Source organism: Enterococcus pingfangensis (assembly GCF_005405205.1).
In the GTDB taxonomy this organism is placed as follows: Bacteria; Bacillota; Bacilli; order Lactobacillales; family Enterococcaceae; genus Enterococcus_A; species Enterococcus_A pingfangensis.
In genome coordinates, this window is sequence record NZ_BJDP01000006.1 from 18,209 (window position 1) to 41,892 (window position 23,684).

General features: G+C 38.7%; 27 protein-coding genes. 22 read left to right on the plus strand and 5 right to left on the minus strand.

Features of this window, described 5'->3' with window-relative positions; translation table 11 throughout:
• Nucleotides 1–30: 30 nt before the first annotated feature.
• The 3 genes from coaC to FFM63_RS04200 are packed head-to-tail and all read right to left on the minus strand — an operon-like array spanning nt 31 to nt 2,285.
• Nucleotides 31–573, minus strand: a complete 543-nt coding sequence (gene coaC / locus FFM63_RS04190) for a phosphopantothenoylcysteine decarboxylase (RefSeq protein WP_137609079.1) — start codon at nt 571–573, stop codon at nt 31–33.
• Nucleotides 570–1,292, minus strand: coding sequence for a phosphopantothenate--cysteine ligase (locus FFM63_RS04195; protein WP_137609080.1), 723 nt, complete (start codon nt 1,290–1,292; stop codon nt 570–572). Before FFM63_RS04195 ends, coaC begins: the two co-directional genes overlap by 4 nt.
• Complete coding sequence (locus tag FFM63_RS04200; protein WP_137609081.1) at nt 1,293–2,285, minus strand: YhdH/YhfP family quinone oxidoreductase; 993 nt, start codon at nt 2,283–2,285, stop codon at nt 1,293–1,295.
• 453 nt (nt 2,286–2,738) lie between these two features.
• Here FFM63_RS04200 and FFM63_RS04205 point away from each other — a divergent pair, with 453 nt between their 5' ends.
• The 10 genes from FFM63_RS04205 to FFM63_RS04250 all read left to right on the plus strand — a co-directional run bounded on the left by FFM63_RS04205 (nt 2,739) and on the right by FFM63_RS04250 (nt 10,490).
• Nucleotides 2,739–3,281 (plus strand): helix-turn-helix domain-containing protein, encoded by a 543-nt coding sequence (locus FFM63_RS04205; protein ID WP_137609082.1) that lies wholly within the window; start codon nt 2,739–2,741, stop codon nt 3,279–3,281.
• 17 nt (nt 3,282–3,298) lie between these two features.
• On the plus strand, nt 3,299–4,387 hold the full coding sequence (locus tag FFM63_RS04210) for an ABC transporter ATP-binding protein (RefSeq protein WP_137609083.1): 1,089 nt from the start codon (nt 3,299–3,301) through the stop codon (nt 4,385–4,387).
• Between the two features lie 12 nt (nt 4,388–4,399).
• Nucleotides 4,400–5,209, plus strand: a complete 810-nt coding sequence (locus FFM63_RS04215) for an ABC transporter permease (RefSeq protein WP_137609084.1) — start codon at nt 4,400–4,402, stop codon at nt 5,207–5,209.
• A complete protein-coding gene (locus FFM63_RS04220) occupies nt 5,206–6,051 on the plus strand; it encodes an ABC transporter permease (protein ID WP_137609085.1) in 846 nt (281 codons plus the stop codon). Before FFM63_RS04215 ends, FFM63_RS04220 begins: the two co-directional genes overlap by 4 nt.
• Nucleotides 6,048–7,118: an ABC transporter substrate-binding protein gene (locus FFM63_RS04225; RefSeq protein WP_137609086.1), complete on the plus strand. Its 1,071-nt coding sequence runs from the start codon at nt 6,048–6,050 to the stop codon at nt 7,116–7,118. The genes FFM63_RS04220 and FFM63_RS04225 overlap by 4 nt, the downstream gene beginning before the upstream one ends.
• A gap of 299 nt (nt 7,119–7,417) precedes the next feature.
• Nucleotides 7,418–7,711 carry an ArsR/SmtB family transcription factor gene (locus tag FFM63_RS04230; protein ID WP_048720947.1) on the plus strand — a complete coding sequence of 98 codons (294 nt, stop codon included), beginning with the start codon at nt 7,418–7,420 and terminating at the stop codon, nt 7,709–7,711.
• A gap of 21 nt (nt 7,712–7,732) precedes the next feature.
• Complete coding sequence (arsB, locus tag FFM63_RS04235; protein ID WP_137609087.1) at nt 7,733–8,809, plus strand: ACR3 family arsenite efflux transporter; 1,077 nt, start codon at nt 7,733–7,735, stop codon at nt 8,807–8,809.
• Nucleotides 8,806–9,222, plus strand: coding sequence for an arsenate reductase (thioredoxin) (arsC, locus tag FFM63_RS04240; protein ID WP_048720943.1), 417 nt, complete (start codon nt 8,806–8,808; stop codon nt 9,220–9,222). The genes arsB and arsC overlap by 4 nt, the downstream gene beginning before the upstream one ends.
• A 20-nt stretch (nt 9,223–9,242) precedes the next feature.
• Complete coding sequence (locus FFM63_RS04245) at nt 9,243–10,229, plus strand: permease (RefSeq protein WP_048720941.1); 987 nt, start codon at nt 9,243–9,245, stop codon at nt 10,227–10,229.
• Between the two features lie 24 nt (nt 10,230–10,253).
• A complete protein-coding gene (locus FFM63_RS04250) occupies nt 10,254–10,490 on the plus strand; it encodes a thioredoxin family protein (RefSeq protein ID WP_048720939.1) in 237 nt (78 codons plus the stop codon).
• A 273-nt stretch (nt 10,491–10,763) separates the two neighbouring features.
• Here the strand turns inward: FFM63_RS04250 and FFM63_RS04255 are convergent, their stop codons facing one another.
• Nucleotides 10,764–11,576 carry a helix-turn-helix domain-containing protein gene (locus FFM63_RS04255; protein WP_048720937.1) on the minus strand — a complete coding sequence of 271 codons (813 nt, stop codon included), beginning with the start codon at nt 11,574–11,576 and terminating at the stop codon, nt 10,764–10,766.
• Nucleotides 11,577–11,737: 161 nt separating this feature from the next.
• Here FFM63_RS04255 and FFM63_RS04260 point away from each other — a divergent pair, with 161 nt between their 5' ends.
• The 3 genes from FFM63_RS04260 (at nt 11,738) to FFM63_RS04270 (ending at nt 14,577) form a co-directional block, all read left to right on the plus strand.
• Nucleotides 11,738–12,970, plus strand: coding sequence for a replication initiation factor domain-containing protein (locus FFM63_RS04260; protein ID WP_048720935.1), 1,233 nt, complete (start codon nt 11,738–11,740; stop codon nt 12,968–12,970).
• A 141-nt stretch (nt 12,971–13,111) separates the two neighbouring features.
• Entirely contained in the window at nt 13,112–13,315 is a 204-nt protein-coding gene (locus FFM63_RS04265) for a DUF3173 domain-containing protein (protein ID WP_048720931.1), read from the plus strand.
• A 59-nt stretch (nt 13,316–13,374) separates the two neighbouring features.
• Entirely contained in the window at nt 13,375–14,577 is a 1,203-nt protein-coding gene (locus tag FFM63_RS04270) for a site-specific integrase (protein ID WP_048720929.1), read from the plus strand.
• Nucleotides 14,578–14,841: 264 nt separating this feature from the next.
• Here FFM63_RS04270 and FFM63_RS04275 read toward each other — a convergent pair whose 3' ends face one another.
• Nucleotides 14,842–15,702, minus strand: a complete 861-nt coding sequence (locus FFM63_RS04275) for a MurR/RpiR family transcriptional regulator (protein ID WP_137609088.1) — start codon at nt 15,700–15,702, stop codon at nt 14,842–14,844.
• Nucleotides 15,703–15,996: 294 nt separating this feature from the next.
• On the opposite strand from FFM63_RS04275, the gene FFM63_RS04280 reads away from it, so the two are divergent.
• From FFM63_RS04280 to FFM63_RS04320, 9 genes are all read left to right on the plus strand, one after another.
• Nucleotides 15,997–16,995 (plus strand): D-isomer specific 2-hydroxyacid dehydrogenase family protein, encoded by a 999-nt coding sequence (locus tag FFM63_RS04280; RefSeq protein WP_137609089.1) that lies wholly within the window; start codon nt 15,997–15,999, stop codon nt 16,993–16,995.
• Nucleotides 16,996–17,009: 14 nt separating this feature from the next.
• Entirely contained in the window at nt 17,010–18,113 is a 1,104-nt protein-coding gene (locus FFM63_RS04285) for an iron-containing alcohol dehydrogenase family protein (protein ID WP_137609090.1), read from the plus strand.
• Between the two features lie 96 nt (nt 18,114–18,209).
• Nucleotides 18,210–19,052 carry a PTS mannose/fructose/sorbose/N-acetylgalactosamine transporter subunit IIC gene (locus FFM63_RS04290; RefSeq protein ID WP_137609091.1) on the plus strand — a complete coding sequence of 281 codons (843 nt, stop codon included), beginning with the start codon at nt 18,210–18,212 and terminating at the stop codon, nt 19,050–19,052.
• Nucleotides 19,053–19,077: 25 nt separating this feature from the next.
• Nucleotides 19,078–19,950 carry a PTS system mannose/fructose/sorbose family transporter subunit IID gene (locus FFM63_RS04295; protein WP_137609092.1) on the plus strand — a complete coding sequence of 291 codons (873 nt, stop codon included), beginning with the start codon at nt 19,078–19,080 and terminating at the stop codon, nt 19,948–19,950.
• Between the two features lie 21 nt (nt 19,951–19,971).
• The gene (locus tag FFM63_RS04300) at nt 19,972–20,478 is read left to right on the plus strand and encodes a PTS sugar transporter subunit IIB (protein WP_137609093.1); all 507 of its coding nucleotides are present in this window, start codon (nt 19,972–19,974) and stop codon (nt 20,476–20,478) included.
• 33 nt (nt 20,479–20,511) lie between these two features.
• Nucleotides 20,512–21,384, plus strand: coding sequence for a hypothetical protein (locus tag FFM63_RS04305; protein WP_137609094.1), 873 nt, complete (start codon nt 20,512–20,514; stop codon nt 21,382–21,384).
• An 18-nt stretch (nt 21,385–21,402) separates the two neighbouring features.
• Nucleotides 21,403–21,846, plus strand: a complete 444-nt coding sequence (locus FFM63_RS04310) for a PTS sugar transporter subunit IIA (RefSeq protein WP_137609095.1) — start codon at nt 21,403–21,405, stop codon at nt 21,844–21,846.
• Nucleotides 21,847–21,864: 18 nt separating this feature from the next.
• Nucleotides 21,865–22,932, plus strand: a complete 1,068-nt coding sequence (gene uxuA / locus FFM63_RS04315; RefSeq protein ID WP_137609096.1) for a mannonate dehydratase — start codon at nt 21,865–21,867, stop codon at nt 22,930–22,932.
• A 26-nt stretch (nt 22,933–22,958) separates the two neighbouring features.
• Nucleotides 22,959–23,597 (plus strand): bifunctional 4-hydroxy-2-oxoglutarate aldolase/2-dehydro-3-deoxy-phosphogluconate aldolase, encoded by a 639-nt coding sequence (locus FFM63_RS04320; protein ID WP_137609097.1) that lies wholly within the window; start codon nt 22,959–22,961, stop codon nt 23,595–23,597.
• Nucleotides 23,598–23,684 lie beyond the last annotated feature (87 nt).

Sequence of the window (23,684 nt, forward strand, 5' to 3'; positions counted from 1 at the left end):
AAACTTCTTACATTGTTCTGTTTCAATTTGTTACTCCTTTAATTTTGAATTTACTACATGTACAATATCCGAAACATTGGCCAAAGCTCCGCGACCATAGTCGCCGCAAGCTAGCAGCGCTTCTCTTGGTACGATCTCTTGATAGCCGACTTCTTTCAACGTTTTAAGATTTCGTTGGACAATCGGGTTTTGATACATATAGGTATTCATTGCTGGTGCAATAATTTTAGGTGTGTCTGGCAACAATGCCAATGCTACTGTAGATAATAAATCATCCGCGATCCCGTTTGCTAATTTTCCGACAGTATTAGCAGAAGCAGGAGCCACTAGAAATAAATCCGCATTTTTTGCTAAAGTAATATGATTGATCAAGGCAGGATCTGGTTCTGCCATTACATCAAGATGGACCCGGCGATGTGATAGTGATTGGATCGTCAATGGTGTGATAAATTCTGTACTGCTTTTAGTCATCACCACGTCTAACTTGTAGCCCATTTTAGTCAATTCATTGGTGATATCCGCTGCTTTATAAGCAGAGATACTGCCACTGACACCTAATAAAATAGTTTTCATCGTGATTCCTCCAATTTCATGACTTCTTTTTTAATCAACTCAGCAATCTCCGTTTTAGTCTGAGCTTCTTTGACTTTATGCTGGCGGTTGATCAAATACCCATGATGTTTTTCACCATCGATCTCCGCTAAGTCGTTCGCCAAAATAAAATCCGCTTGATTTTTTTCAAGACTGGCTTTTGCTACATTTAATAATTCGATCATCGGCACGTCAACTAAAAGTTTGAATCCGACTAAGATCGTTTGCGGCTGTAATTTTTTGATCAAAGAAATAATTTTTGGATTTTTCTTTAGAACGATCACCAAATGATCTGTATCAGAAGAGATTTTTTTCTCTGTCCGCTGATTGGCGATTTCCGCTAGAGTTTTTGGCAAATCTGCTGGTTGAGTGGCAACTGCTGTCTCAAGGTCTTCAAGTGTCACAGAACTTTCTGGAGTAAAATCACTGACAGCCATACTATGGATCACTGCATCGTAAGAATTAGCAGCCATCAACGTTCTCAACGTTTTTTCTAAATCAGCCGTAGATTCAATGTAATGATAGCGGATATTTCCTTCGGGTTTAACCGCAAGCCGCGTAGTGATCAAATCGATGACTGCGTCTTCTTTAGCAAAGCTTTCTGCGATTGCTTTGCCTAGTTTCCCGCTGGAATGATTAGTAATAGCGCGGACATCATCGATTTTTTCTGAAGTCCCACCTGAAGTAATTAGGATTCTCACTTATTTTTTTCCTCCTAAAGCAACGATCGTACGTCCTACATGTTTTCCCGCTAACAAAGTATCGGCAGTTTCTGTGACTTGTGTTAAATCAATTTCTTGAACTTGCAGAGTTGCTGGCACGGACCATTCACCGGCCATTTTCTGCCAAAGTTTTTCGCGTTGGGTTGGCGAGGCTTCAACTGAGTCGATACCTAATAAATTGACTCCGCGTAAAATAAAAGGCAAGACGGTTGTAGTCAATTTGATCCCGCCGGCATTTCCGCAAAGTGCCAAACTACCGCCGTAATTAACAAATGGAATGACTTGAGCAAGTATTTCGCCACCGACAGTATCGACTACGAAATCAAAAAGCTGTTTGTTTAAAGGCCGATTTTTTTCTGGAAATAATTCTGCAGGCGAGAGGACTGCTGTTGCTCCTAATTGGGTTAAATAGTCTTGCTGATCTTCTTTCCGACTTAATGCGGTAATTTCTTTGCAGCCGATCTGTTTTAGAAAATGCAGCGCAAATCCGCCAACACCGCCAGTTGCTCCAGTGATCAGCACGCTGCTGTCGGCAGTTAGACCGTGCTGCTGCAACGCATCAACAGCTAGTGCTGCTGTAAAACCGGCAGTACCGAAAGTCATCGCTTGTTTTTCTGATAATGCCTGCGGTAATTTCACGCACCAAACAGCGGGAACGACTTGCAGCTCGCTTAGACCGCCATCTTGTTTGACTCCTAACCCATAGCCTGTTACTAAGACCAAATCACCAACTTGAAAAGCGTCATCCTTTGAAGCGATGATTTTTCCAGCTAAATCGACACCAGGGGTCATTGGATAATCTCTTAACACACCGGTATTAGCTTTTGTAGCTAAGGCATCCTTGTAATTGATTCCAGAATAACTCACAGCAATTAAAACGTCGCCTGCATCGATCTCAGGTTGGGTGAAGGTTTCGATGATTGTGTGAACGGTCTCATCTTTTATTACGCGTAAACGGCGATACTCAGTCATGTTTTTTCCTCCTGTTTTTTTATAATAGTCAGCTTTGATTGGAAAAATTAGCGATTCATCCGTCACTAAGCCGATAATGTTTGTTTTTTTGAATAAAATAGAGTCTGCACGAAGCAACTATAAATTTAACGCAATGATCAGACGATGTAAACTGACAAAAGTAAAATCAGCAGAATCGGTTACTATTATCTTAGCGGAAATGAAGGAAAAAGCAAACTTCTTTTCTCTTTGATTTCTGATAAAAGTTTTCTATGAAACTATTTAAAAAACTTGATTTTCAGAAAAATATTCGTATACTTTAGTAGTGTCATATTAAACAATAAGTTTACTATTAGCAAACAAAACGAAATCTGATTCTTAGATTTATCGTTTTTTCGGAAGTCAGAGTTGAATGACGCAAAGAGCAGTGAGTAGATTTCCTGCTGGCAAATTAATTGATTTGAGGTGAAGACCATGGAGATTGGCGAGAAGCTGCGTAATTTACGAATCCAAAAAAATTTGACGCAAGAAGAATTGGGAGAACGGACTGATTTATCTAAAGGATATATCTCTCAATTGGAACGTGATCTAAGTTCCCCTTCAATGGAGTCTTTTTTTGATATTTTAGAAGTTTTAGGTGTGACACCGGCTGAGTTTTTCAAACAAAAAACAGGTGATCAAAAAATCGTCTACAAAGAGGCGGACACAACATTTTATAGCGATGACGAGCATGGTTATCATATCAAGTGGCTGATTCCGGAATCAAATGAAAAGGAAATGGAACCTATTTTATTGACGCTGGAAAAAAAAGGTCAATACAAACAATTTACTCCGTCGCTTTCAGAAACATTTATCTATGTATTAGAAGGAAAGATCGCCTTGCAGTTTGGCGAAACGTTACATGAAGCAAAAAAAGGCGAGAGTATTTATTATGAAGCCAGCAAACCGCATCGGTTGCAAAATCAAGCGGCAGGAATCAGCAAAGTCTTGATCGTCGCTACAGAATCTTACTTATAAAAAAAGGACGTGAAGTCATGGCAAACACAATTATTTCATTTAAAGATATCAGCAAACAGTACGATGATGACGATCCCGTATTGAAAAAAATCAATTTTGATATTGAAGAGGGCCGGTTTTATACATTATTAGGACCTTCCGGCTGTGGGAAAACAACGATTTTAAGGATCATCGCCGGTTTTACTGATGTGAGCGCGGGCGAGATTTTTTTTGAAGGCAAACGAATGAATGACATCCCAGCCAACAAACGTCAAGTAAACACGGTCTTTCAAGATTATGCGCTATTTCCGCACATGAATGTGTTTGATAATGTTGCTTTTGGGCTGAAAATCAAAAAATTATCGAAACAAGAGATCGAAAAAAAAGTTTTGGAAGCTTTGAAACTTGTTCAGCTGCCAGGTTATGAAAATCGTGAGATCACTGAAATGTCAGGTGGGCAGCGGCAGCGTGTAGCAATTGCTCGGGCAATCGTCAATGAACCGAAGATTTTATTGCTGGATGAACCGTTATCGGCTTTAGATCTGAAATTGCGAACAGATATGCAATACGAATTGCGTGCGTTACAAAAACGCTTAGGCATCACATTTATTTTTGTGACCCATGATCAAGAAGAGGCGCTAGCGATGAGTGATGAGATCTTTGTAATGAACAAAGGAAAAATTGTTCAAAGTGGGACTCCTGTTGATATTTATGATGAACCGATCAATCACTTTGTGGCAGATTTTGTTGGCGAAAGCAACATTGTGGCCGGCGAAATGGTGGAAGATAATTTAGTTAAATTTGTCGGGAAAAATTTTGAATGTGTCGATGGCGGGATGCGTCCGAATGAACCAGTTGAAGTTGTTTTGCGTCCGGAAGATTTAACTTTAACAACACCTGAAAACGGCAAATTAGTCGTAACTGTGGACACTCAATTATTCCGTGGAGTGCATTATGAAATGAACTGTATTGATGCTGACGGCAATGAGTGGATGGTCCATTCAACCAAAAAAGCCAAAAAAGGTAGCAAGGTTGGCTTATCTTTTGAACCTGAAGACATCCATGTGATGCGTTTCAATGAAAGCGAAGAAGACTTTGAAGCACGTTTAGAAAGCTATGAAGATTAGGAGGAAAGCACAATGAAAAGTATGCGGCGATTTTATTCAGTTCCTTATTTCTTTTGGCTTTTGTTCTTTGTCATTGCGCCGGTGATCTTGATCGTCTATCAATCATTTTTTGATATGCATGGAAATGTTACGTTAAGTAATTATCAAACGTATTTAACGTCAAAAACGTATTTGATGATGACCGTCAATTCTGTGTTGTTTGCCTTTCTGATCACCTTGATGACCCTTTTGATCAGTTATCCAACGGCGTATTTTTTATCAAAATTAAAACATCGGCAACTGTTACTATTACTCGTTGTTTTGCCGACTTGGATCAATTTATTATTGAAGGCTTACGCATTTATCGGTATTTTCAGTGCCAATGGCTCAGTCAATGATTTTCTAAGTTTTATTGGCATCGGACAAAAGCAGCTATTATTCACAGATTTTAGTTTTATGTTTGTGGCAGCGTATATCGAACTGCCATTTATGATCATGCCGATCTTTAATGCATTAGAAGAAATCAATCCGTCCCTGATCAGTGCGAGTCGTGATCTGGGTGCAAATAATTTTGATACATTTCGCCGGGTGATTTTTCCTCTTTCATTGAACGGTGTCAAAAGCGGTGTGCAGGCTGTCTTTATCCCGTCACTTTCACTCTTCATGTTGACCCGTTTGATCGGTGGTAATCGAGTGATCACTTTAGGGACAGCGATCGAAGAACATTTCTTAGTCACTCAAAATTGGGGGATGGGTTCGACGATTGGAGTCATTTTGATCGTGGCGATGTTCATCGTGATGATGTTAACGGGTGAAAAACGTAAAGGAGGTCGGGTGAAATGAAACGGAAAAAATTCTCTTGGTCAACGATCTATTTGATCTTTGTTTTTATTTTGCTGTATATCCCGATTTTTTATTTGATTTTCTACTCATTTAATCAAGCAGGGAATATGAGCTCTTTTACCGGTTTTACTTGGGAACATTATCAAAATCTTTTTTCTGACCGGCGCTTGATCACGATCGTTGTTCAGACATTTGTTTTAGCCTTTTTATCTGCCCTTTTGGCAACGATCATTGGAACATTTGGCGCGATGGGGATCTATTATACGCGCAAACGCAACTCACGAAATATTCTGCTAGGTTTGAATAATATTTTGATGGTCTCGCCAGACGTGATTATCGGTGCCAGCTTTTTGATTTTATTTACCATGTTAGGCAGTGTTTTAAAAAACTTCCAACTTGGGTTTGTCAGTGTTTTGCTTTCGCATATCGCCTTTAGTATCCCAATCGTCGTCTTGATGGTTTTGCCAAAACTAAAAGAAATGAACGACTCAATGATTGATGCGGCACGCGATTTAGGCGCAAATAATTTTCAAGTGTTGAGTAATATCATTCTGCCGTTTCTGACACCGGGGATCATCGCCGGTTATTTTATGGCGTTCACGTATTCATTAGATGATTTCGCAGTAACATTCTTTGTGACGGGTAACGGCTTTACGACGCTTTCAGTGGAGATTTACTCACGAGCACGCCAAGGGATCAGTCTGGAAATCAATGCGTTATCAACACTCGTCTTTATTTTCTCTTTAATCTTAGTAGTAGGTTATTACTTTATTAGCCGCGACACTTCGAAAAAAGCACGGAAACGGAAACAGGAATTTGAGGAGGTGGCAGTACTGAAATGAGAAAATTACAGTCACTTTTCATTGGGGTTGTCGCCATCATTCTTTTACTGACCTTTTTAGTCGTTCGTTTGAATCATGCGTCTAACGCCAGTTCTAAAGTATTGAACATTTATAATTGGGGCGATTACATCGATCCTGAATTAATCAAACAATTTGAAAAAGAATATGGATACAAAGTTAATTATGAAACTTTCGATTCCAACGAAGCGATGGAGGCAAAGATCAAACAAGGCGGAACAGCTTACGACATTGCTATTCCTAGTGAATACATGATCCAAAAGATGAGAAAAGAAAACTTATTGCTGCCTTTAGATCACACGAAGATCCAGGGATTGGAAAATATTGATCCCCGTTTTTTAGATTTAGATTTTGATCGCGAAAATCGCTATTCGATCCCCTATTTTTGGGGAACATTAGGTATCGTTTATAATGATAAATTTGTTGATGGGGAAAAAATCAAACATTGGGAAGATCTTTGGCGTCCAGAATTAAAAAACAATATCATGCTGATCGACGGTGCCCGAGAAGTGATGGGGTTATCACTGACAACTTTTGGTTATTCAATCAATAGCAAAGAAATGGGACAGTTAACACAAGCAACCAAAAAATTGAATGAATTGACTCCCAACGTCAAAGCCATCGTAGCCGATGAAATCAAGATGTATATGGCAAACGAAGAAAGTGCGGTAGCAGTGACCTTTTCTGGTGAAGCAGCCGACATGATGGCAGAAAACGAACACCTGCATTATGTCATTCCGCCAGAAGGATCAAATCTCTGGTTCGATAATATCGTGATCCCTAAAACATCTAAAAATCAAGCAGGCGCCTACGATTTCATTAATTTCATGCTGAAACCAGCAATCGCCAAACAAAATGCGGAATACATCGGGTACTCAACACCAAACAAAAAAGCCTTAGCAATGCTGCCAAAAAGCATTTCTGACGATAAACAATTTTATCCAGATGACGAAACCATTAGCCACTTAGAAGTCTATAAAAATCTCGGTGCAAAATATTTAGGCATTTACAATGACTTGTATTTAGAATTTAAGATGTATAGGAGATAATGGCAAAACTCAGCGAGAATGGGGATTTATCAACGTTCTAAAAAGCTAAAAATCGTCTTTTTTCTACCTGAGTTTTCCAATCTTCTACCAAAAGCGGCTGAAAAGCCGCTTTTTTTGTGTTATTTTATTTTTTCTACCACGTTTTTCTACCAGAGATACTTTACTAGAAGAGCTTTACGATAGAGATTTTTACCAGACGATGTTGAAAATAAAAAGACAGAAACGCTTGACCGTATATAGACGTTCATCTATATTGTATATAGATAATTATCTATATACAATTCAATAGGAGGCCCTCCATGGAAAACTATGAACAGATTGCTACCATCATGAAAGCCTTAGCTGATCCAAAAAGGTTGAAAATTGTTGACTTACTTTCTACAGCTGACTCTCTTTGTGCATGTGAAGTGTTGGAGAATTTTGACTTTACTCAACCGACATTATCACACCACATGAAGCTTTTAGAGAAGGCAGGAATTGTCAAAGTAACGAAAAAGAGTCAATGGCATCATTACGCTTTACAGGAAGATTTTGTTGAGGATTTCCTAGTAATTTTGAAGGAACTTCTTATCAAAGAAAAATCAATTAGCTAGTAATCGATAGGAGTTTTATGAATGAACAATGTATCTACGGAAGTAACTGAAAAACCTGTAATTAATTTCTTCGAGAAGTATCTAACGGTTTGGGTATTGTTATGTATGGCAGCAGGCATGCTAATCGGAAAGTTTTTACCTAGTGTCGCAGACCGATTAGAAAGCTATCAAGTGTTAAATACAAATATTCCAATTGCCGTTTTAACTTGGGTTATGATTTTCCCAATGATGATGAAAATCGATTTTAAATCAATACTGAATGTCCGAAAAACATATCAGGGGATTATGATCTCTAGCATTACAAGCTGGCTAATTAAGCCGTTCTTGATGTTTGGCTTAGCATCTTTCTTCTTTTATGTTGTTTTTAGCAATTTTATCCCAGCAGACTTAGCAAAAGACTATGTGGCTGGAGCCGTTTTATTAGGGGCAGCGCCATGTACCGCTATGGTTTTTGTTTGGTCAAACCTTACAAAAGGTGATCCAGCGCATACCTTGGTTCAAGTATCAATTAACGATTTATTAATCATTGTCCTATTTGTACCAATTGTTTCCTTCCTTTTAGGAGTAAATAGTGTGTTTGTACCATGGAATATTCTCTTTGCCTCCGTACTACTATTTGTGCTAGTACCGTTAGTTGGTGGGGCATTAACGCGATACTTCATGATAAAACGTAAGGGAATTGATTACTTTAACAATCGCTTCTTACCAAAGTTTGACTCCATTACAACCATTGGCTTGTTATTGACATTGGTAATCATTTTTACTTATCAGGGGGATATTATTTTAAACAATCCGTTTCATGTTCTCATGATTGCCGTTCCTTTAGTCTTACAAAATATTATTACCGCAAACTTTGCTTATTTTACTTGTAAATGGACAAAACAGCCTCATAATGTGGCAGCGCCAGCAGCTTTGATTGGTGCTTCTGACTTTTTCGAGTTATCGGTTGCCGTAGCAATTATGCTTTTCGGTGTCAATTCACCAGTTGTACTTGTGACAACAGTAGGCGTTCTAACAGAAGTACCTGTTATGTTGTTATTAGTCAAATTGATCAATGGAACGAAAGATTGGTTCCCAACAAAAGGAGAAAATGAATGAAAAAAATCTATTTCTTATGTACGGGCAATTCCTGTCGAAGTCAAATAGCGGAAGGCTTTGCTAAAAAATACTTAGATGATTCTTGGGAAATCCGAAGTGCTGGAGTTGAAACCCACGGTCTGAATCCTAGAGCAGTGGCCGTAATGGAAGAATCTGGAATCGATATTTCGAATCAAACATCTGACTTGATTGATTTGGACTACTTTAATCAGTCTGACATGATTATCACTCTTTGCGGTGACGCAGCAGATAAGTGTCCCATGATTCCAAAGGAAAGCACTCACCTTCATTGGGACTTAGTAGATCCTGCCAAAGCGAAAGGATCTGAGGCAGAAATTAGAAGTGCTTTCCGAGACACAAGAGATGAAATCGAAAAGAGAATGATTGAATTATCGAAGCAGTTAAATGTTTAATTCAAAAGGGAGGGGAAGGTATGTGGACTTGGATTAGCGATCAATTACTAAAAATGGTTTGGCTAAATGATTTGATGGGAAAATTAGTTGAGCGTTTTGGACTTTCGATCGATAGCAAGATAGGGGCAAGTCTTCAGTTCTTTCTGTTTGATACAATTAAGATTTTTATCTTATTAACGATCTTAATTTTTGTCATGGGGGTTATTCAGACTTTTTTTCCACCTGAAAGAACCAAAGTATTGTTGGGTGGCTTAAAAGGTTGGAAGGGGAATTTACTGGGAGCACTTTTGGGTACAGTCACGCCTTTTTGTAGTTGTTCTAGCATTCCAATTTTTATTGGGTTTACAACCGCTGGATTACCGTTAGGAGTAACCTTCTCCTTCCTTATTTCCTCACCAATGGTTGATATTGCCTCAATTATCCTGTTAATGTCTTTCTTCGGCTGGAAATTTGCGATAGCTTATGTTCTTTTAGGATTACTGCTAGCTGTAATTGGAGGTACACTCATTGATAAATTACACCTAGAGAATGAAATTCAAGATTATATTCGCGAGATGGAGGAAGGTCTTAGCCAAGTTGAAACCTATACCATAAAAAAAAGAATGGCTTATGGTTGGGGGCAAGTGAAGGAGGTTGCTAGTAAAGTCTGGCTTTATGTATTAATTGGGGTTGGGATTGGTGCGCTCATTCATAATTGGATTCCGACCAGTTTTATTCAAAGCATCCTAGGTAATAATAATCCGTTTGGCCTGATTATTGCGACCTTAATTGGGGCACCAATTTATGCAGATATTTTTGGTGTTCTCCCAATAGCAGAAGCGCTATTCTCAAAAGGGGTGCCAGTGGGAACTTTGATGGCTTTCATGATGTCTGTCACAACGTTGTCTTTGCCGTCATTAATCATGTTAAGTAGAGTGGTTAAACCTAAATTGTTAGGAATCTTTATCACAATTTGTATTGTAGGTATTTTATTGATTGGCTTTATTTTCAATAGTATAGCTTTATAAAAAGTTAAGGGGGATTAGATAATTATGGAAATCAAAATTGTAGGTCCAGGTTGTAAAAACTGTCAAAAGTTAAAAGAAAATGTAGAAACAGCAGTGTCGGAGTTAGGCATTACGCCGACAATTACAAAAGTCGAAGATATGGCTGAAATCGTGAAAGCTGGTGTGATGAAGACGCCAGGACTGATTATTGATGATAAATTAGTTGTTAGTGGTCGAGTTGCAAAACCAAAGGAAATCAAGGAGTTATTGCAAGAGGCTTAAAAGAGATCAAAGATAGATAAATCACTGAATGCTTGGAGATATTCGAAAGAAGCATAAAATAATACTGTAAAGACAAACTCCAGGTCGGGTTTCGCCACAAGCGAATTACCCGATCTGGAGTTTTGTCTATTGCAGGGAGGCGCAGCCGGACTGCATGAATAAAGCCCCCGGTTCTAACAGGGGGCTAACAAAGAACAGGAAACTGGGACAACTACCCATTTGGGAGTGTCCTAGCAGTGTTTTCTTTGTCACATGCTTATAGAGCTTGTCACTTTATTTTGATGATGGATACGCTGCGTTTAACAGACGTTCTTTCTCGACTTCCATCACGAATGGTAGATAGAGATATTGCTGTTCTAGTAGGTATTGATTGTCCTCTGTGTACTGATAAGAAGCGGTTTCTTTTGAATAGACCAACGGAGCAATTCGCACATCGCCGGTTGATTGATTGATTGAGTATAGAAGAATGGCTTTTTCTACTAGTTTCTTTGGCAAATGTTTCCCAAAATAGGAATAGGATTCTTGATTTGCTAAATAGACGAGTAAGCGATCCACACTAAAGTTGGAGAAGGTAAAGGGCATCATGTGCAGAATATGATTTTGATTGTCATGGTGTAAATAGAGCTGCGCTTCTTTACCAAAATTGGTTGAACCAAGGTAAAGCCGCTTTTTCTCGTCGATACATTGGAAAGTAAACTGATCTTGTTCAGTTGGTGGAACGAGGTTTGTAATAAAAAATTCAACCATTCGATCCATTTCTTTTTCACTGACAAGATCTGCTTGTTTCAGTTCGTCTACTATCAGTCCTTCAATCTTAGGATCAAGCTTACCTGCCTTCTTTTGAAGCATTTCTAAAATGTATTGGTTTTCTTGCTCACCATACAAAAGATATTCGTTGGTGACATGGCCTATTTCTGCAATTTGGTGAAGGGTTTCGGTTTTTGGAAGGTTAATCCCACGTTCCCAGTTATTGACTGTACTTCGCGGTAAATCACCAATTAGTTTGCCAAATTTCTCCATACTCAACTTTAACTCTTGGCGAATCTGCCGAATTCGATTGCCAACTGCTTGCTTGTCTATCTCCATGAAAACTCCTCCTCATGATGAGTTCTTAAATTCAGTATACTTGTGTACTTAAAAAAAGTCAAAATCTATTGACTTAAAATAAATACAAGCGTACAATTGATTTGTACTTAAAATAAGTCTATCGGTTCTTTGACAAGTAAATAGCAGAAGGAGGTTTGTCTATGAACCAAGTTAATCAACATGATCTCGGTGAAGCCATTCGAGTTTCTCGAGAAGAAAGGGGGTGGACCCAGCGATATTTAGCAGAAAAAGTGGGGATTTCGAGATCGTTATTATCGAAAGTAGAAAAAGGAACGAGACAATTAAGTGCAGAAAAATTGACTCTTATACTGGATAGTTTGCAAGAAGAGGTTGTTCCAGTTAATCGTGTTTTGATTGATTATCTAACCATTCACTTTTTCTCGAATCAACATTTAAAGTTGATTGAAGAGATTATTGGCATGCCTATTGAACGCTTTGAGGAATTGGATTATGCACCAAAGGGCTATATTGGGCAATATGTTTGGAATCAAGTAATCACGATTCGGTATTCCATTGACGATACGGTAAAAGGAACCGTAATGGAGTTTTCAGGTCAAGGCTGTAAACATCTTGCCATGCGTTTGAAGACCGCAAAATCAAACTGGCAAGAGTTCTTCCGTAAGGTATTAGATTATCAGGGAAACTTTACACGGATTGATTTTACTTTAGATGATTTTGTGGGGAGTCTCAGCATTCCAGAACTAAAGCGTAAAGTAACACTAGGCCATGTATGGACCACGTTTCAAGTGAGTGAATCTCATGGCGGGACGGATATCACAAATAATGAATCAAATGGCGAGACCTTGTATTTAGGCTCAAAGAAGAGTCAATGTCGCTTTTGTTTTTATCAGAAGGATTATGAACAACGAAAGCGAAGAGGAATACCACTTGAAGAGGCAGAAGTGAAAAATCGCTTTGAACTACGGTATCGAAAAGAGAAAGCACAAAGCTTGGCAAAGATTATTTCAAGATCCCATGATTTAACCAAACTGTTCTTTGAGTTACTTAATGGAGCAATTTGTTTTTATGACCGTGATCCAAATGATCCAGATGCAAAAGTCGATGCCAAATGGGCAGCCTTTATTGACAATCGTGGCGCAATCACTATTTCTTTAGAGACAATTCCTCAAAGCTTTGAGAAAAGTATGAATTGGTTAATTCATGGTGTTTCGCCATCGCTAGCTTTTATAGCACAAGTGGATCAAACGTTTCATTCTTCCTTGTTGTCTTTGATTATTGAACAAGGAGAAATGAATCCAAGACAGATTAAACTTCTCCAAAATATGAAGGCAGACCCAGAATATTATCAGGAGGAGGTTGAGTATTATGAACGAAAACTACAAAGTATATCAAATGAGAAAACAAGCTACTAAAAAAGCAAAGTACTGCTTACACAACAAGTTGTGCAACGTACTCCGCCTCGACAAGACGAGTATAACACAACCATTGAATGAGAAACAATTGATTATAAAGAGGATTAATTTAAAAGGAGTAAAGTATCAGGGGGTGAGAGAATGGAAACAAAATGTGATTTCATGGTAAATCGTGCAATTTTGATAGAGATGGGCTTTAAACCTAGTCAAGCTGCACGAATGATTAAAGAGAGCAAAACGTATCTTGCAAGGGTTGAAGGTATAGATTTTTATAACAATCGCCAAGTTGGTGTGGTGCCATCTCGAGTGATTGAACATCTTTTCCACGTTCAAGTTGCGGAATAAACAGTACAAGCGCGGTACAATTAAAGTAGCTTTTCTCGAGTATAGAGAGGAATGGTACGATGCCAAAAATTAAAAATATTTATCAAGACAAAAAAACAAAAAAATGGTTCTTTCGAGCATATCTAGGTATAGATGAAAATGGAAGAAAGGTTCAGAAGACTAAACGAGGCTATGCTTCACAAAAAGATGCCAAAATTGCTTATGACAAGTACATGGAAACACATGATTTTAACAAGACAGTTCCTAATCAACTGTGTTCTACCAATCAAATGACTTTCGAAGAGTTTTACAAGGATAGGTTTGTAAAATGGTATGAGAGACAGGTGAAAAGTCAAACATATGAGAATGCGCAATTTATATTCGAAAAGCGAATGCAGTTTTTCTATCATTTTCGTGTTCGAGATATTACAAGTCACGATATTGAGGATTGGCTATTTGAACTAAGCCAGACAGAGTCACGTAATTCACGGAAAAAAGTCAATGGCGAAACGTTATCAAAGTCTTATATCAATCGGATTCGGGGACACTTAAAGATTGTATTGGATCGGGCTGTTAAAGAGGGGGTGATTGCTAAAAATCCCGTTGAAGATGTTTCTTCGCTTCCCTCTGAGAATAAGAAAGTTGAGTTTTGGGAACACAGTGAGTTTCTAAAAGTGATGAATGAGTTGAAGGACGATAAGATTCAAACCCACCATCGGAAGATTGTGTATGAAATGCTCTTTTATACTGGCATTCGGATTGGAGAACTTGAAGCTTTGTCTTGGTCAAATGTAGATTTCGAGAAAAACACGATAACGATTGAGAAGACACTAATTTATAATACAAAAAATGATTGGTACTTTTCGACTCCAAAAACTAAATGCGCTTATCGAACAATTGGGATGGGAAAGAAACTTTCATTAAAGCTCAGACAGTGGTATGACTTGCAAAAACGTATTGGAAATTTTGAATATGTTGCTCAGTTGGACGGAACCTTTACGCCACCTTATTCTTTTGCAAACTGGTTAAAAGAAGCTGCTAAAAAAGCGGGCGTCAAACCGATTAAGCTTCACGCGCTACGACATTCTCATGTTGCATTTCTGATTGAGCAGAACATTCAACCGCTCTCGATTCAAGAACGATTGGGCCATGCGAATATTCAAATCACTTTAGGAACTTACGGTCACTTATATGCGAAGTCAGATCAACAAGTGGTAAATGCGATTGATAATGTTCAAGAGGGCGCTATTCTTTCAAAAAATGACAATTTATTACCAGTCTGAGTTTTCCACTGCGCTACCAGAAGACAGACAAATGCTTTTGTACCAGTGCTTTTGGTTGAGTTGCTCCTGTTGAAGATGTATCGGAAATAATGGCGAAATTCAGTTAAAATATGTTAAATCAATGAAAAACTAGGAGAAAGGTTGGACTATATTTAGTTCAGCCTTTTTTTTGTTCAGCAATCTATTACCTAGATCACACTTGTATCAATTAAAAAGCCCATCTAACTAGTCAATCCTACTAGTTAGATGGGCTTAATTTATTTATCAATCGCCTTTATTTTCTTTTAGTCCTAAGATTACTTCGCGGACTTTTGCGATTGTTTCTTGTGCGCTTTCGCGGTTATGGAACATCAAAATCACATAAAGCGAGTCGATGATGCTTAACTGAGCGATTCGTGAAGCAAGGGCTTCGGAACGAAATTCGATTTCTTCTGAGATCGAGATGAAGACGACATCGCCTAATTTTGCCAGCGGTGAATTTGCCTGGCTGGTCACTACGATCACTTTTGCTCCTGATTTTTTAGCTGCGTTTGCGATATGGATCGTTTCTTTTGATTTGCCAGAATGGGAGATCAAGATGGCGCAATCTTCTTCTGTTAATAAAGAGGCTTCCATCAATTGGATATGATAATCGGTGCTGTGGCCTACAGGAATAGGCGAGCGTAAAAATTTGTGGTAGGCATCGGTCGCAACGATCTCTGAACCGCCGACACCAAAGAAATATAGCCGTCTGGAGGTAGAAATAATCTCGACTGCTGTATTTAAATCTTCCTCATTTAACAGTTTTTTTGTATCTGTAAGCGTTTTTATATTTGAATCAAAAACTTTTTGTGCCATCACCAATTCTGAATCGTTTTTTTGAATATTTTCGTGAATCGTAACGGCGGACAAATCATTTTCTTGTTTCAATAATGCTAGCTTGAAAGCTTTAAATCCATTAAATCCCAATGTTTTGGTAAATTGAAAAAAAGTTGAGTCAGCGATGCCTAATTCGGCGGCAAGATCACTGATTGAGCTATGGCTAACCTTACTTGGATTTTCCAATATATAGTCAGCAATCGCTTGTTCTTTTGGGCTAAAGTCTGTATACATCGATTTTATTTGCAGGTGAATCGGGCTAGCCATTTGCGCTCCTCCTTCATTTGATAAGTAGTTAACCTTAAGATACTAGTAAAAAAAAAAAAAATCAACAAAAATATTTTTTCTTTTTTCTATTTACAAAAAAATATTTTTTTGTATAATAAGATATATGATATGAATGCGCTATCAGAAAACGATTTCTGGTCGTATTTGGTCAAGTTGGATGATGTCTCTGTTGGTTAAAAGAAAAAGGGGGAGTTATATAAAGAAGAGAGGACTTGGTTGAGTGAGATTGAAGTTGTCAGTCAGTAGCTAAGCAAGACTAAAAGGAGCTTTAGGATGGGAAAATACAAAATTGCAATTGTAAATTCAAGTAGTTTCGGCAAAATTTTTCATGACCAACTGGAGCAGCTTGAAAAAATCGGCGAGGTTGGCTCGTTTACGGTTGATGGAGAGATCGGCGGACGTGAATTAGCGGAGTTGTTACAAGGGTACAATATCATTATTGCGAGTGTCACACCATTTTTTACTCAGGAATTTTTTGATCATAAAGATGAACTTATTTTAATTACAAGACATGGTATTGGCTACAACAATATTGATATTGAAGCAGCGCGCAAGCATGACACTCTTGTTTCGATAATTCCAGCTTTAGTTGAACGAGATGCAGTAGCAGAAAATAATGTTACTAATCTGTTGGCACTTTTAAGAAAAACGGTTGAAGCCAATCAAAGTGTCAAAAATGATAAGTGGGAAGATCGAGCAAATTTTGTTGGTCGGACACTTTTCAACAAAACAGTTGGTGTCATCGGTGTGGGGAATACCGGAAGTTGTGTAGTAGAGATTTTGCGCAACGGATTTCGTTGCAACGTCTTAGCCTACGATCCGTATAAATCAGCTTTGAACATCGAAAGTCACGGAGCTAAGAAAGTTGATTTGCCACAACTATTAAAAGAAGCAGACATTATTTGTCTTAGCGCCAGCCTCAATGAAGAAAATTATCATATGATCTCTACTGAAGAAATCGCGCAGATGAAAGACAATGTCTACCTATCTAATAGCGCTCGCGGCGCGTTACTTGATGAAGAAGCAATTGTTACCGCTTTAAAATCAGGAAAAATCGCAGGGTTAGCAACCGATGTTTTAGAAGAAGAACCAGGTCGTAAAGAACATCCTTATCTGGCTTTTAGTAATGTAGTCATGACGCCACATACTTCAGCTTACACGATGGAATGTTTACAGGAAATGGGTGCAAAATGTCTTCGCGATGTTGAAGATGTTGTCGCTGGAAAAATTCCTGAACGATCAGTCCAAGCAGAAAGTACACAGGTTAGATAGAAAGGAGGGCTAAGATGTTAACAGATTTAAAGGTTAAAGTTGGTCCCCAATTTTATCGCTATCATGTCGGTGCGATCGATTTTGTACCAGATGTTTTGCAGGAATTCTCAGCCAAAAATATTTTAGTTGTTCATGGTCAGATCTCTTATGAAAAAGCGAAACCGTATCTGAGTTTTTTAAAGCAAGCAGAGTATAACTTTCATTTTTTACAATATACAGGTGAATGCAGTTACTACGGAGCGGAAAGAGTCGCTGAGGTAGTGCGGGAAAATCAAATCGATTTCATTATCGGAGTCGGCGGAGGAAAACTGGCTGATTTAGTTGGTTACGCTGCTCATACGATGAACGTGAATTTCGGTGTGATCCCGACATTAGCTAGTAATTGTGCTCCTTGGACACCGCTGTCAGTGATGTATAAGGAAAATGGAGAATCAGAAGGAAAAAGTGAGCATTTCTTGCGGCAAGCAGCTTTTTTCATTACGGATCCAGAATTAGTCGTTGATGCACCGGTGAATTATTTTATCGCTGGACTCGCAGATACGATCGCCAAATGGTATGAGTCAGATGCTATTTTACAGCAAGCCCATTTGAAAAATGAACCTTTCTTGCAATTAGCCGGTTATACTTCAGAACTTTGTAAGGCAGCGATTTTAAATAATTCTGCTAAAGCGATCAAAGATATGAAAGCTGGCGAAGCAACCGAAGAATTTGTTCATCTATCAGAAATTATTTTTGCAGTTGCTGGTTTAGTTGGCGGTTTAGGCGATAAGTATGCTAGAAATGCGATTGCTCATGCGATGCATGATGGGATGAGCAAATACATTCCTGCAAGTCATCGTTTCTTGCATGGCGAAAAAGTTGCTTATGGTATTTTTTATCAATTAGCGGTCGAGAAAAAATGGGAGCAGATTACTGCATTGATCCCATTTTATCAAGAATTAGATTTGCCGATGTCATTAACTCAGATGCAGCTCTTGCAAGAAGATGAAACAGTGATTGATCAAATCGTAGCTTTTATGGACTCAAAGGATAAGGTCCATTTGCTGCCGATCCCAATCACTACGGATTTATTGAAGGAATCGATTTTTGCGTTAGAAGACTACATCAACAAAAAATAAAAATCAAATCATCGTGTCAGTTCAGAGGAAGAATAAACAAATATTAAGCCTATTCGATACGAAAATAGGTACATTAATAGGAATTAGGAGGAGCTTATGGATACTTTAAGTGTAATGCAGAGTCTGTTGATTGCTTTATGGGTCGCTGCGGTAATGTCACGCTGGCTAGGAGGAGGAGCAACGTTAACTTTACGTTTTTCACCTCTTATGACTGGTTTGGTCGTAGGGATCATCATGGGAGACGTTGCTCAAGCAATGATCGTAACTGCCGCTTTGCAAATGATTTATATGGGTGTATTCTCACCAGGCGGATCAATGCCAGCTGAACCATCAATCGCTGCGGCGATCGCAGTTCCAGTAGCATTGTTAGGAAACTTAAAACCAGAAGCGGCGATCGCAGTTGCCGTGCCCGTTGGTTTACTAGGAAGCTATTTGTATCAATTCCGTTTCTTTATCAATACATTCTTAGGGAAGTATACAGATAAAGCAGTCGAAGATTTGAATACAAAAGCAATCAAACGCTCAATCATTTTATATCCAACAATTGCTTCATTTGTTTTATTTGTCCCCTTAGTATTTATTGCTCTTTATTTAGGCGCACCGATTATTGCAGATGTCATCAATGCGCTCGAAGGAACAGTGGTCATTCATATTCTTGAAGTAGTAGGTGGCGGATTAGCTGCTATCGGTATTGCAACTACTGTGTATGTTATCGGTCGAAAAGATTACATGGTCTTTTTCTTCCTAGCTTATTTCATGAGTGTAGTATTTAAATCCCTTGAAATCACAATGGTTACTTACGCAATCTTTGGGATTGTAATTGCATTGATCTTCGTTCAGTCACAAAAAGGCAAAGGATCTGTTCCTGCAGCTGAATCAGCAAGCAGTGGTTCATCCGCAACCTTTGATGATGACGATGATTATGATGACGGATTTTAATAAACTAAACTAGGAGGGAAAAAATATGACTGAAGTATCAAATACACAAACAACAGCGAATAAAAGCTTAGCACCTGAAGAAATTACTAGCAAAGATGTTACTAAAGCGTATCTAAGATGGCATTTCGCCAATGAAATTCCTCACTCTTTTGAACGCTACTTGGCACCATCATTACTGTATGCAATGTTGCCAATCTTGAAAAAATTATATAAAAACGACGATGATTTAAAAGCTGCATACAAGCGTCAACTACTCTTTTTCAATACGCAATTAAGTTGGGGTGGCGGTGTCATCACAGGTCTGATGTCTTCAATGGAACAACAACGTGCCCAAGAAGAGTACGAAAAGAAAGAAATCTTGATGCAAGATGATTTAATGTATAACACCAAAGCTGGTTTGATGGGAGCATTGGCTGGTATCGGTGATGCGATCGACTCAGGGACTGTTCAATATATCTTTATCGCGATCGCAGTGCCTTGGGCGCAACAAGGAAGTGCATTAGGAGCGTTGTTCCCATTTGTCTTCTTCGCACTTTACCAAGCAGCACTAGGAGTGTTCTTCGCAAAACAATCCTTTACTATGGGACGAAATGCAACTGGTTTGATGCAAAGTACAGGTGTTCAAACAGCCATCGAGGCGCTTTCAGTATTGGGGCTGTTCATGATGGGAATCTTGGCAGGAAACTATGTAAAAGTCGAATCGACATTGAAGTTTGCGATCTCAGGACGGGAGTTCGTTATTCAAGAAATTCTTGATCAGATCGTACCTGGACTATTACCTTTAGCAGTTGTTATGGGTGTTTACTGGTTCTATACCAAGAAAGGGCTGAAAGTTACACAAGCCTTACTATGGTTGACCTTGATTTTAATTATTTTAGCTGGAATCGGAATCTTATAATTTTGAAAGGAAGTGTTTAAAATGGGCGAAATTAATTTAGCTCGTGTGGACGAACGTTTGATCCACGGTCAAGTAATGGTAACTTTATCACAAAAAAGTGGAGTAAATTCAATCTTCGTTGTAGACGAAGTCGTAGCGAAAGATAAATTCATGCGTGATTTATATAAAAATGCCGGTAGCCGAACTGGACAAAAAACAATCGTCATCACACCAGAAAAAGCAAAATTTTATTGGGATGAATTCAAATTCAAAGAATATAACTGCATCCTGATTACGAAAACGGTCGGTGTGATTTATGATCTTGTGAAACACGGAGTGCCAATGAAGGAATTGAACATTGGCGGTATCGCCCAAAAAGATCCTGAAAAAGATATTTTGGTGACAAAATCTGTTTACTTAAACAAAGAAGACGCAGAAAAATTAAAAGATTTGAATGAAAATTACGGCGTGGAAAACATCTATTTCCAAGCAACACCTTCTGCACCGAAATCTAGCTTAAAAGATGTCTTGAAACAATTCGGCCTATAAAATTAATTGGAAAAACTAAGGAGGGGAGAACAGATGGAGCAGACGGAGGTATTTAAAGATTGGCTGTTTCGTTACCAATACGTTTACCGCTTGCGGCGAACGGAAAAAAGCAAAAAGCGATTTCTAACAGCTTTGGTGACAGATATTGCTAAAATGCGGGAAGATGTTCGCGTGATCGAATACGACCAGCAGAAGAAATATGCATCGCGAAATGTTTATGTCGGGAATATTAAACAAGCAGACAAAGTGATCTGCACCTTCTATGATACTCCTCCTGAAAGTATAGGTTCTTATCAATTGTTTGACCGCAAAGATCAGTCAAAGAAGACGACGACCTTTATTTTAGCTAGTACGATTTTGACGATTCTTTTGGGTGTGATCGGAACATTGATCTATATGCGGATCTCACCGAACTCGTTTCAGTTTAATTCTATCGGCACGTTAAGTATCATTGTGATCTATGCAGGCTATTTTGCTTTGCTGGGCAAAGTAACTAAAGGTTTGTCCAATCGAAAAACCTTAGTACGGAACACTTCATCGATCTTGGCGATGCTGAAAATAATTGCGGAAAATAAGCAAAAAAATGTTGCGTACGCTTTTTTAGATGAAGGTAGTTACGGCAGCAAAGGATTAGACGAATTACAAAAACAAGTCAAAAGAAGCAGTAAAATCTACTATTTAGATAGTGTGGGAGCGTCAGCGCCTTTGCATTTATTAGGAGAATTGCCAAACAATAAAAAACTCGACGAAACGATCGAGTACCAAGCAGCCGATCAAAAGGTGAGCTATCTTTTTAGTGCACACAAAGATCAAGCCGGTTCAGCTTTTTATCTGAATTCAGCGGATTTAAAAGAGAAGCACTTGAATATGGAAAATATCGCTGCTGTAACTAATTTGTTTCAGTAAGAGAAGCGGAGGGTATGTATGTTAGGAATTGTAATCGCCACTCATGGGAAATTAAGTGATGGCTTAAAAGACGCTGCAGAAGTGATCGTCGGAACAACGAATAATATCGCTACAGTCAATTTAAATCCTGGCGACGATGTCCAAAATTTGGGACAAAAAATTGAAACGGCCGTTAAAGAAGTCGATAAAGATGCTGGAGTCATCGTTTTGACTGATTTAGTAAGTGCCAGCCCATACAACCAATCAGTGTTGATCACTAATGGTTTAGCGCCAGAACTTCAAGCAAACGTTTATATAATCGGTGGGGTCAATCTGCCAATGTTATTAGAAACAATCAACCATCAAATTTTGAGTACACCGGTTGAAGAAATTGCAGCTGCTGTAATCGACCAAGGAAAAAATAGTTTAGATGTTTGGCATTTCTCAGAAACGGATGAAGATGACGACGAGGATGATTTTTAGAAAAGGGAGGCTAAACCAATGAAGTGGGGCTTTAGATGGTATGGAGAAAAAGGCGACTCCATTTCCTTAAACAATATTCGACAAATCCCAGGAATCAACGGTGTTGTCGGAACATTGCTGAATAAACTTCCAGGAGATGTCTGGGAAGTTTCAGAGATTCGTGAATTAAAAGAATCAATTGAAAAAGAAAACTTAGAGTTACTAGGCATTGAAAGTGTTGCAATTCATGACGCGATCAAAGCCGGAACAGCTGAGCGTGATCATTATATCGATAACTATATCCAAACAATCAGAAACTTGTCTGAATGCGGCGTTCATTTGATCTGTTATAGTTTCAAACCGATTTTCGGCTGGGCTAAAACAACATTGAATTATGAAAATGAAGATGGCAGTCTAGCTTTATTATACGATCAAGCAGTGGTCGATAACATGGAACCAGGCGATATGTATAAATTGATCAGCAGTCAGTCTAAAGGTTTCCAACTTTCCGGTTGGGAAGAAGAACGCTTGAACAAATTCAATTCTTTAGTCGAGATGTATGATGGCGTGACAGAAGAAGTTCTATTTGATAACTTAAAATATTTCCTTGAACGAATCATTCCAGTTTGTGAAGAAACGGATGTAAAAATGGGGATCCATCCGGATGATCCACCTTGGGAAATTTTTGGCTTCCCACGGATCACTAAAAATTTAGCAGATCTAAAACGAATCATCAGCATGGTCGATTCGCCATATAACGGCGTGACCTTGTGTACCGGTGCGTTAGGTGCAGATCCTGACAATGATATGGTTGAGATCATTCATGCTGTAGGAGATCGGATCAACTTTGTTCATTTCCGCAACGTAGAATTTTTAGGTTACCGCAAGTTCAAAGAGACGGCTCACTTATCGACAGAAGGATCGCTTGATATGTATGCGATCATGGAAGCATTGATCGAAGTCGGCTTTGACGGTGTAGTTCGTCCAGACCATGGTCGGACACTTTGGGGAGAAGTCGCTAGACCAGGCTACGGTCTGTATGATCGAGCAATGGGGATTACTTACATGCAGGGATTGCACGAAGCAATCACAAAAAGTAAAAAATAGCGTTGTGTAGAAAGCGAGAGAAAAAAATGTCAGTAAATATGAATCATCCAGTTTATGAACAGTTAGCGAAAACAAAATTATTGCCGCTTTATACTGCGACTGATTTGGACTACTTAGCTAAAGTAGAAGAGATTTTGTTAGAAAATGACGTTCCATTGATCGAAGTGACTTTCCGCAGCGATTTAGCCAATGCAGCAATCAAACAGTTATCAGCATCTGGCAAGTTGATGGTCGGCGCTGGGACGGTTCGAACACTAGCAGAAGCCAAAAGTGCCATTGAAAATGGAGCGAAATTCGTTGTTTCTCCAGCCGTTGTTCCTGACGTGATCGAATATTGTTTAGAACATGAGATTCCTGTTTTTCCTGGAACTGCAACACCAAGAGATATCCAATCGGCAGCAGAATATGGCATCAAAGTAGTGAAGTTTTTCCCGGCAGATATTTATGGCGGACTGAAAGCAATCAATGCTCTGAGCGGCCCATTCTATGACATCAACTTTTTGCCAACTGGTGGGATCAACGAAGACAATTTCGTAGAATATCTTGAAAATCCGCACGTTATGGGTGTAGGAGGCTCCTTCATCTTATCTGAGCAAATAGTCAAAGAAGATAATGGTAAACGAATGAGTCAAATCCTACGATCATTAGTTGAAAAAATCAAGTAGTTAATAAGAAAGTATGCGGCGCTGAAAAGCGTCGCATACTTTTTGTATCAGGAAATGATTGAACATGCAATCAAAAGCGCTCTCTTT

Excerpts from the sequence above, each read along its gene's own strand:
- FFM63_RS04215 (WP_137609084.1), top strand. The coding sequence starts at position 4,400 with ATGAAAAGTATGCGGCGATTTTATTCAGTTCCTTATTTCTTTTGGCTT.
- FFM63_RS04300 (WP_137609093.1), top strand. The coding sequence starts at position 19,972 with ATGGGCGAAATTAATTTAGCTCGTGTGGACGAACGTTTGATCCACGGT.
- arsC (WP_048720943.1), top strand. The coding sequence starts at position 8,806 with ATGAAAAAAATCTATTTCTTATGTACGGGCAATTCCTGTCGAAGTCAA.
- FFM63_RS04290 (WP_137609091.1), top strand. The coding sequence starts at position 18,210 with ATGGATACTTTAAGTGTAATGCAGAGTCTGTTGATTGCTTTATGGGTC.
- FFM63_RS04250 (WP_048720939.1), top strand. The coding sequence starts at position 10,254 with ATGGAAATCAAAATTGTAGGTCCAGGTTGTAAAAACTGTCAAAAGTTA.
- FFM63_RS04285 (WP_137609090.1), top strand. The coding sequence starts at position 17,010 with ATGTTAACAGATTTAAAGGTTAAAGTTGGTCCCCAATTTTATCGCTAT.
- FFM63_RS04295 (WP_137609092.1), top strand. The coding sequence starts at position 19,078 with ATGACTGAAGTATCAAATACACAAACAACAGCGAATAAAAGCTTAGCA.
- FFM63_RS04310 (WP_137609095.1), top strand. The coding sequence starts at position 21,403 with ATGTTAGGAATTGTAATCGCCACTCATGGGAAATTAAGTGATGGCTTA.
- FFM63_RS04260 (WP_048720935.1), top strand. The coding sequence starts at position 11,738 with ATGAACCAAGTTAATCAACATGATCTCGGTGAAGCCATTCGAGTTTCT.
- arsB (WP_137609087.1), top strand. The coding sequence starts at position 7,733 with ATGAACAATGTATCTACGGAAGTAACTGAAAAACCTGTAATTAATTTC.
- FFM63_RS04270 (WP_048720929.1), top strand. The coding sequence starts at position 13,375 with ATGCCAAAAATTAAAAATATTTATCAAGACAAAAAAACAAAAAAATGG.
- FFM63_RS04225 (WP_137609086.1), top strand. The coding sequence starts at position 6,048 with ATGAGAAAATTACAGTCACTTTTCATTGGGGTTGTCGCCATCATTCTT.
- uxuA (WP_137609096.1), top strand. The coding sequence starts at position 21,865 with ATGAAGTGGGGCTTTAGATGGTATGGAGAAAAAGGCGACTCCATTTCC.
- FFM63_RS04280 (WP_137609089.1), top strand. The coding sequence starts at position 15,997 with ATGGGAAAATACAAAATTGCAATTGTAAATTCAAGTAGTTTCGGCAAA.
- FFM63_RS04210 (WP_137609083.1), top strand. The coding sequence starts at position 3,299 with ATGGCAAACACAATTATTTCATTTAAAGATATCAGCAAACAGTACGAT.
- FFM63_RS04255 (WP_048720937.1), bottom strand. The coding sequence starts at position 11,576 with ATGGAGATAGACAAGCAAGCAGTTGGCAATCGAATTCGGCAGATTCGC.
- coaC (WP_137609079.1), bottom strand. The coding sequence starts at position 573 with ATGAAAACTATTTTATTAGGTGTCAGTGGCAGTATCTCTGCTTATAAA.
- FFM63_RS04320 (WP_137609097.1), top strand. The coding sequence starts at position 22,959 with ATGTCAGTAAATATGAATCATCCAGTTTATGAACAGTTAGCGAAAACA.
- FFM63_RS04230 (WP_048720947.1), top strand. The coding sequence starts at position 7,418 with ATGGAAAACTATGAACAGATTGCTACCATCATGAAAGCCTTAGCTGAT.
- FFM63_RS04245 (WP_048720941.1), top strand. The coding sequence starts at position 9,243 with ATGTGGACTTGGATTAGCGATCAATTACTAAAAATGGTTTGGCTAAAT.
- FFM63_RS04200 (WP_137609081.1), bottom strand. The coding sequence starts at position 2,285 with ATGACTGAGTATCGCCGTTTACGCGTAATAAAAGATGAGACCGTTCAC.
- FFM63_RS04305 (WP_137609094.1), top strand. The coding sequence starts at position 20,512 with ATGGAGCAGACGGAGGTATTTAAAGATTGGCTGTTTCGTTACCAATAC.
- FFM63_RS04205 (WP_137609082.1), top strand. The coding sequence starts at position 2,739 with ATGGAGATTGGCGAGAAGCTGCGTAATTTACGAATCCAAAAAAATTTG.
- FFM63_RS04265 (WP_048720931.1), top strand. The coding sequence starts at position 13,112 with ATGGAAACAAAATGTGATTTCATGGTAAATCGTGCAATTTTGATAGAG.
- FFM63_RS04275 (WP_137609088.1), bottom strand. The coding sequence starts at position 15,702 with ATGGCTAGCCCGATTCACCTGCAAATAAAATCGATGTATACAGACTTT.
- FFM63_RS04220 (WP_137609085.1), top strand. The coding sequence starts at position 5,206 with ATGAAACGGAAAAAATTCTCTTGGTCAACGATCTATTTGATCTTTGTT.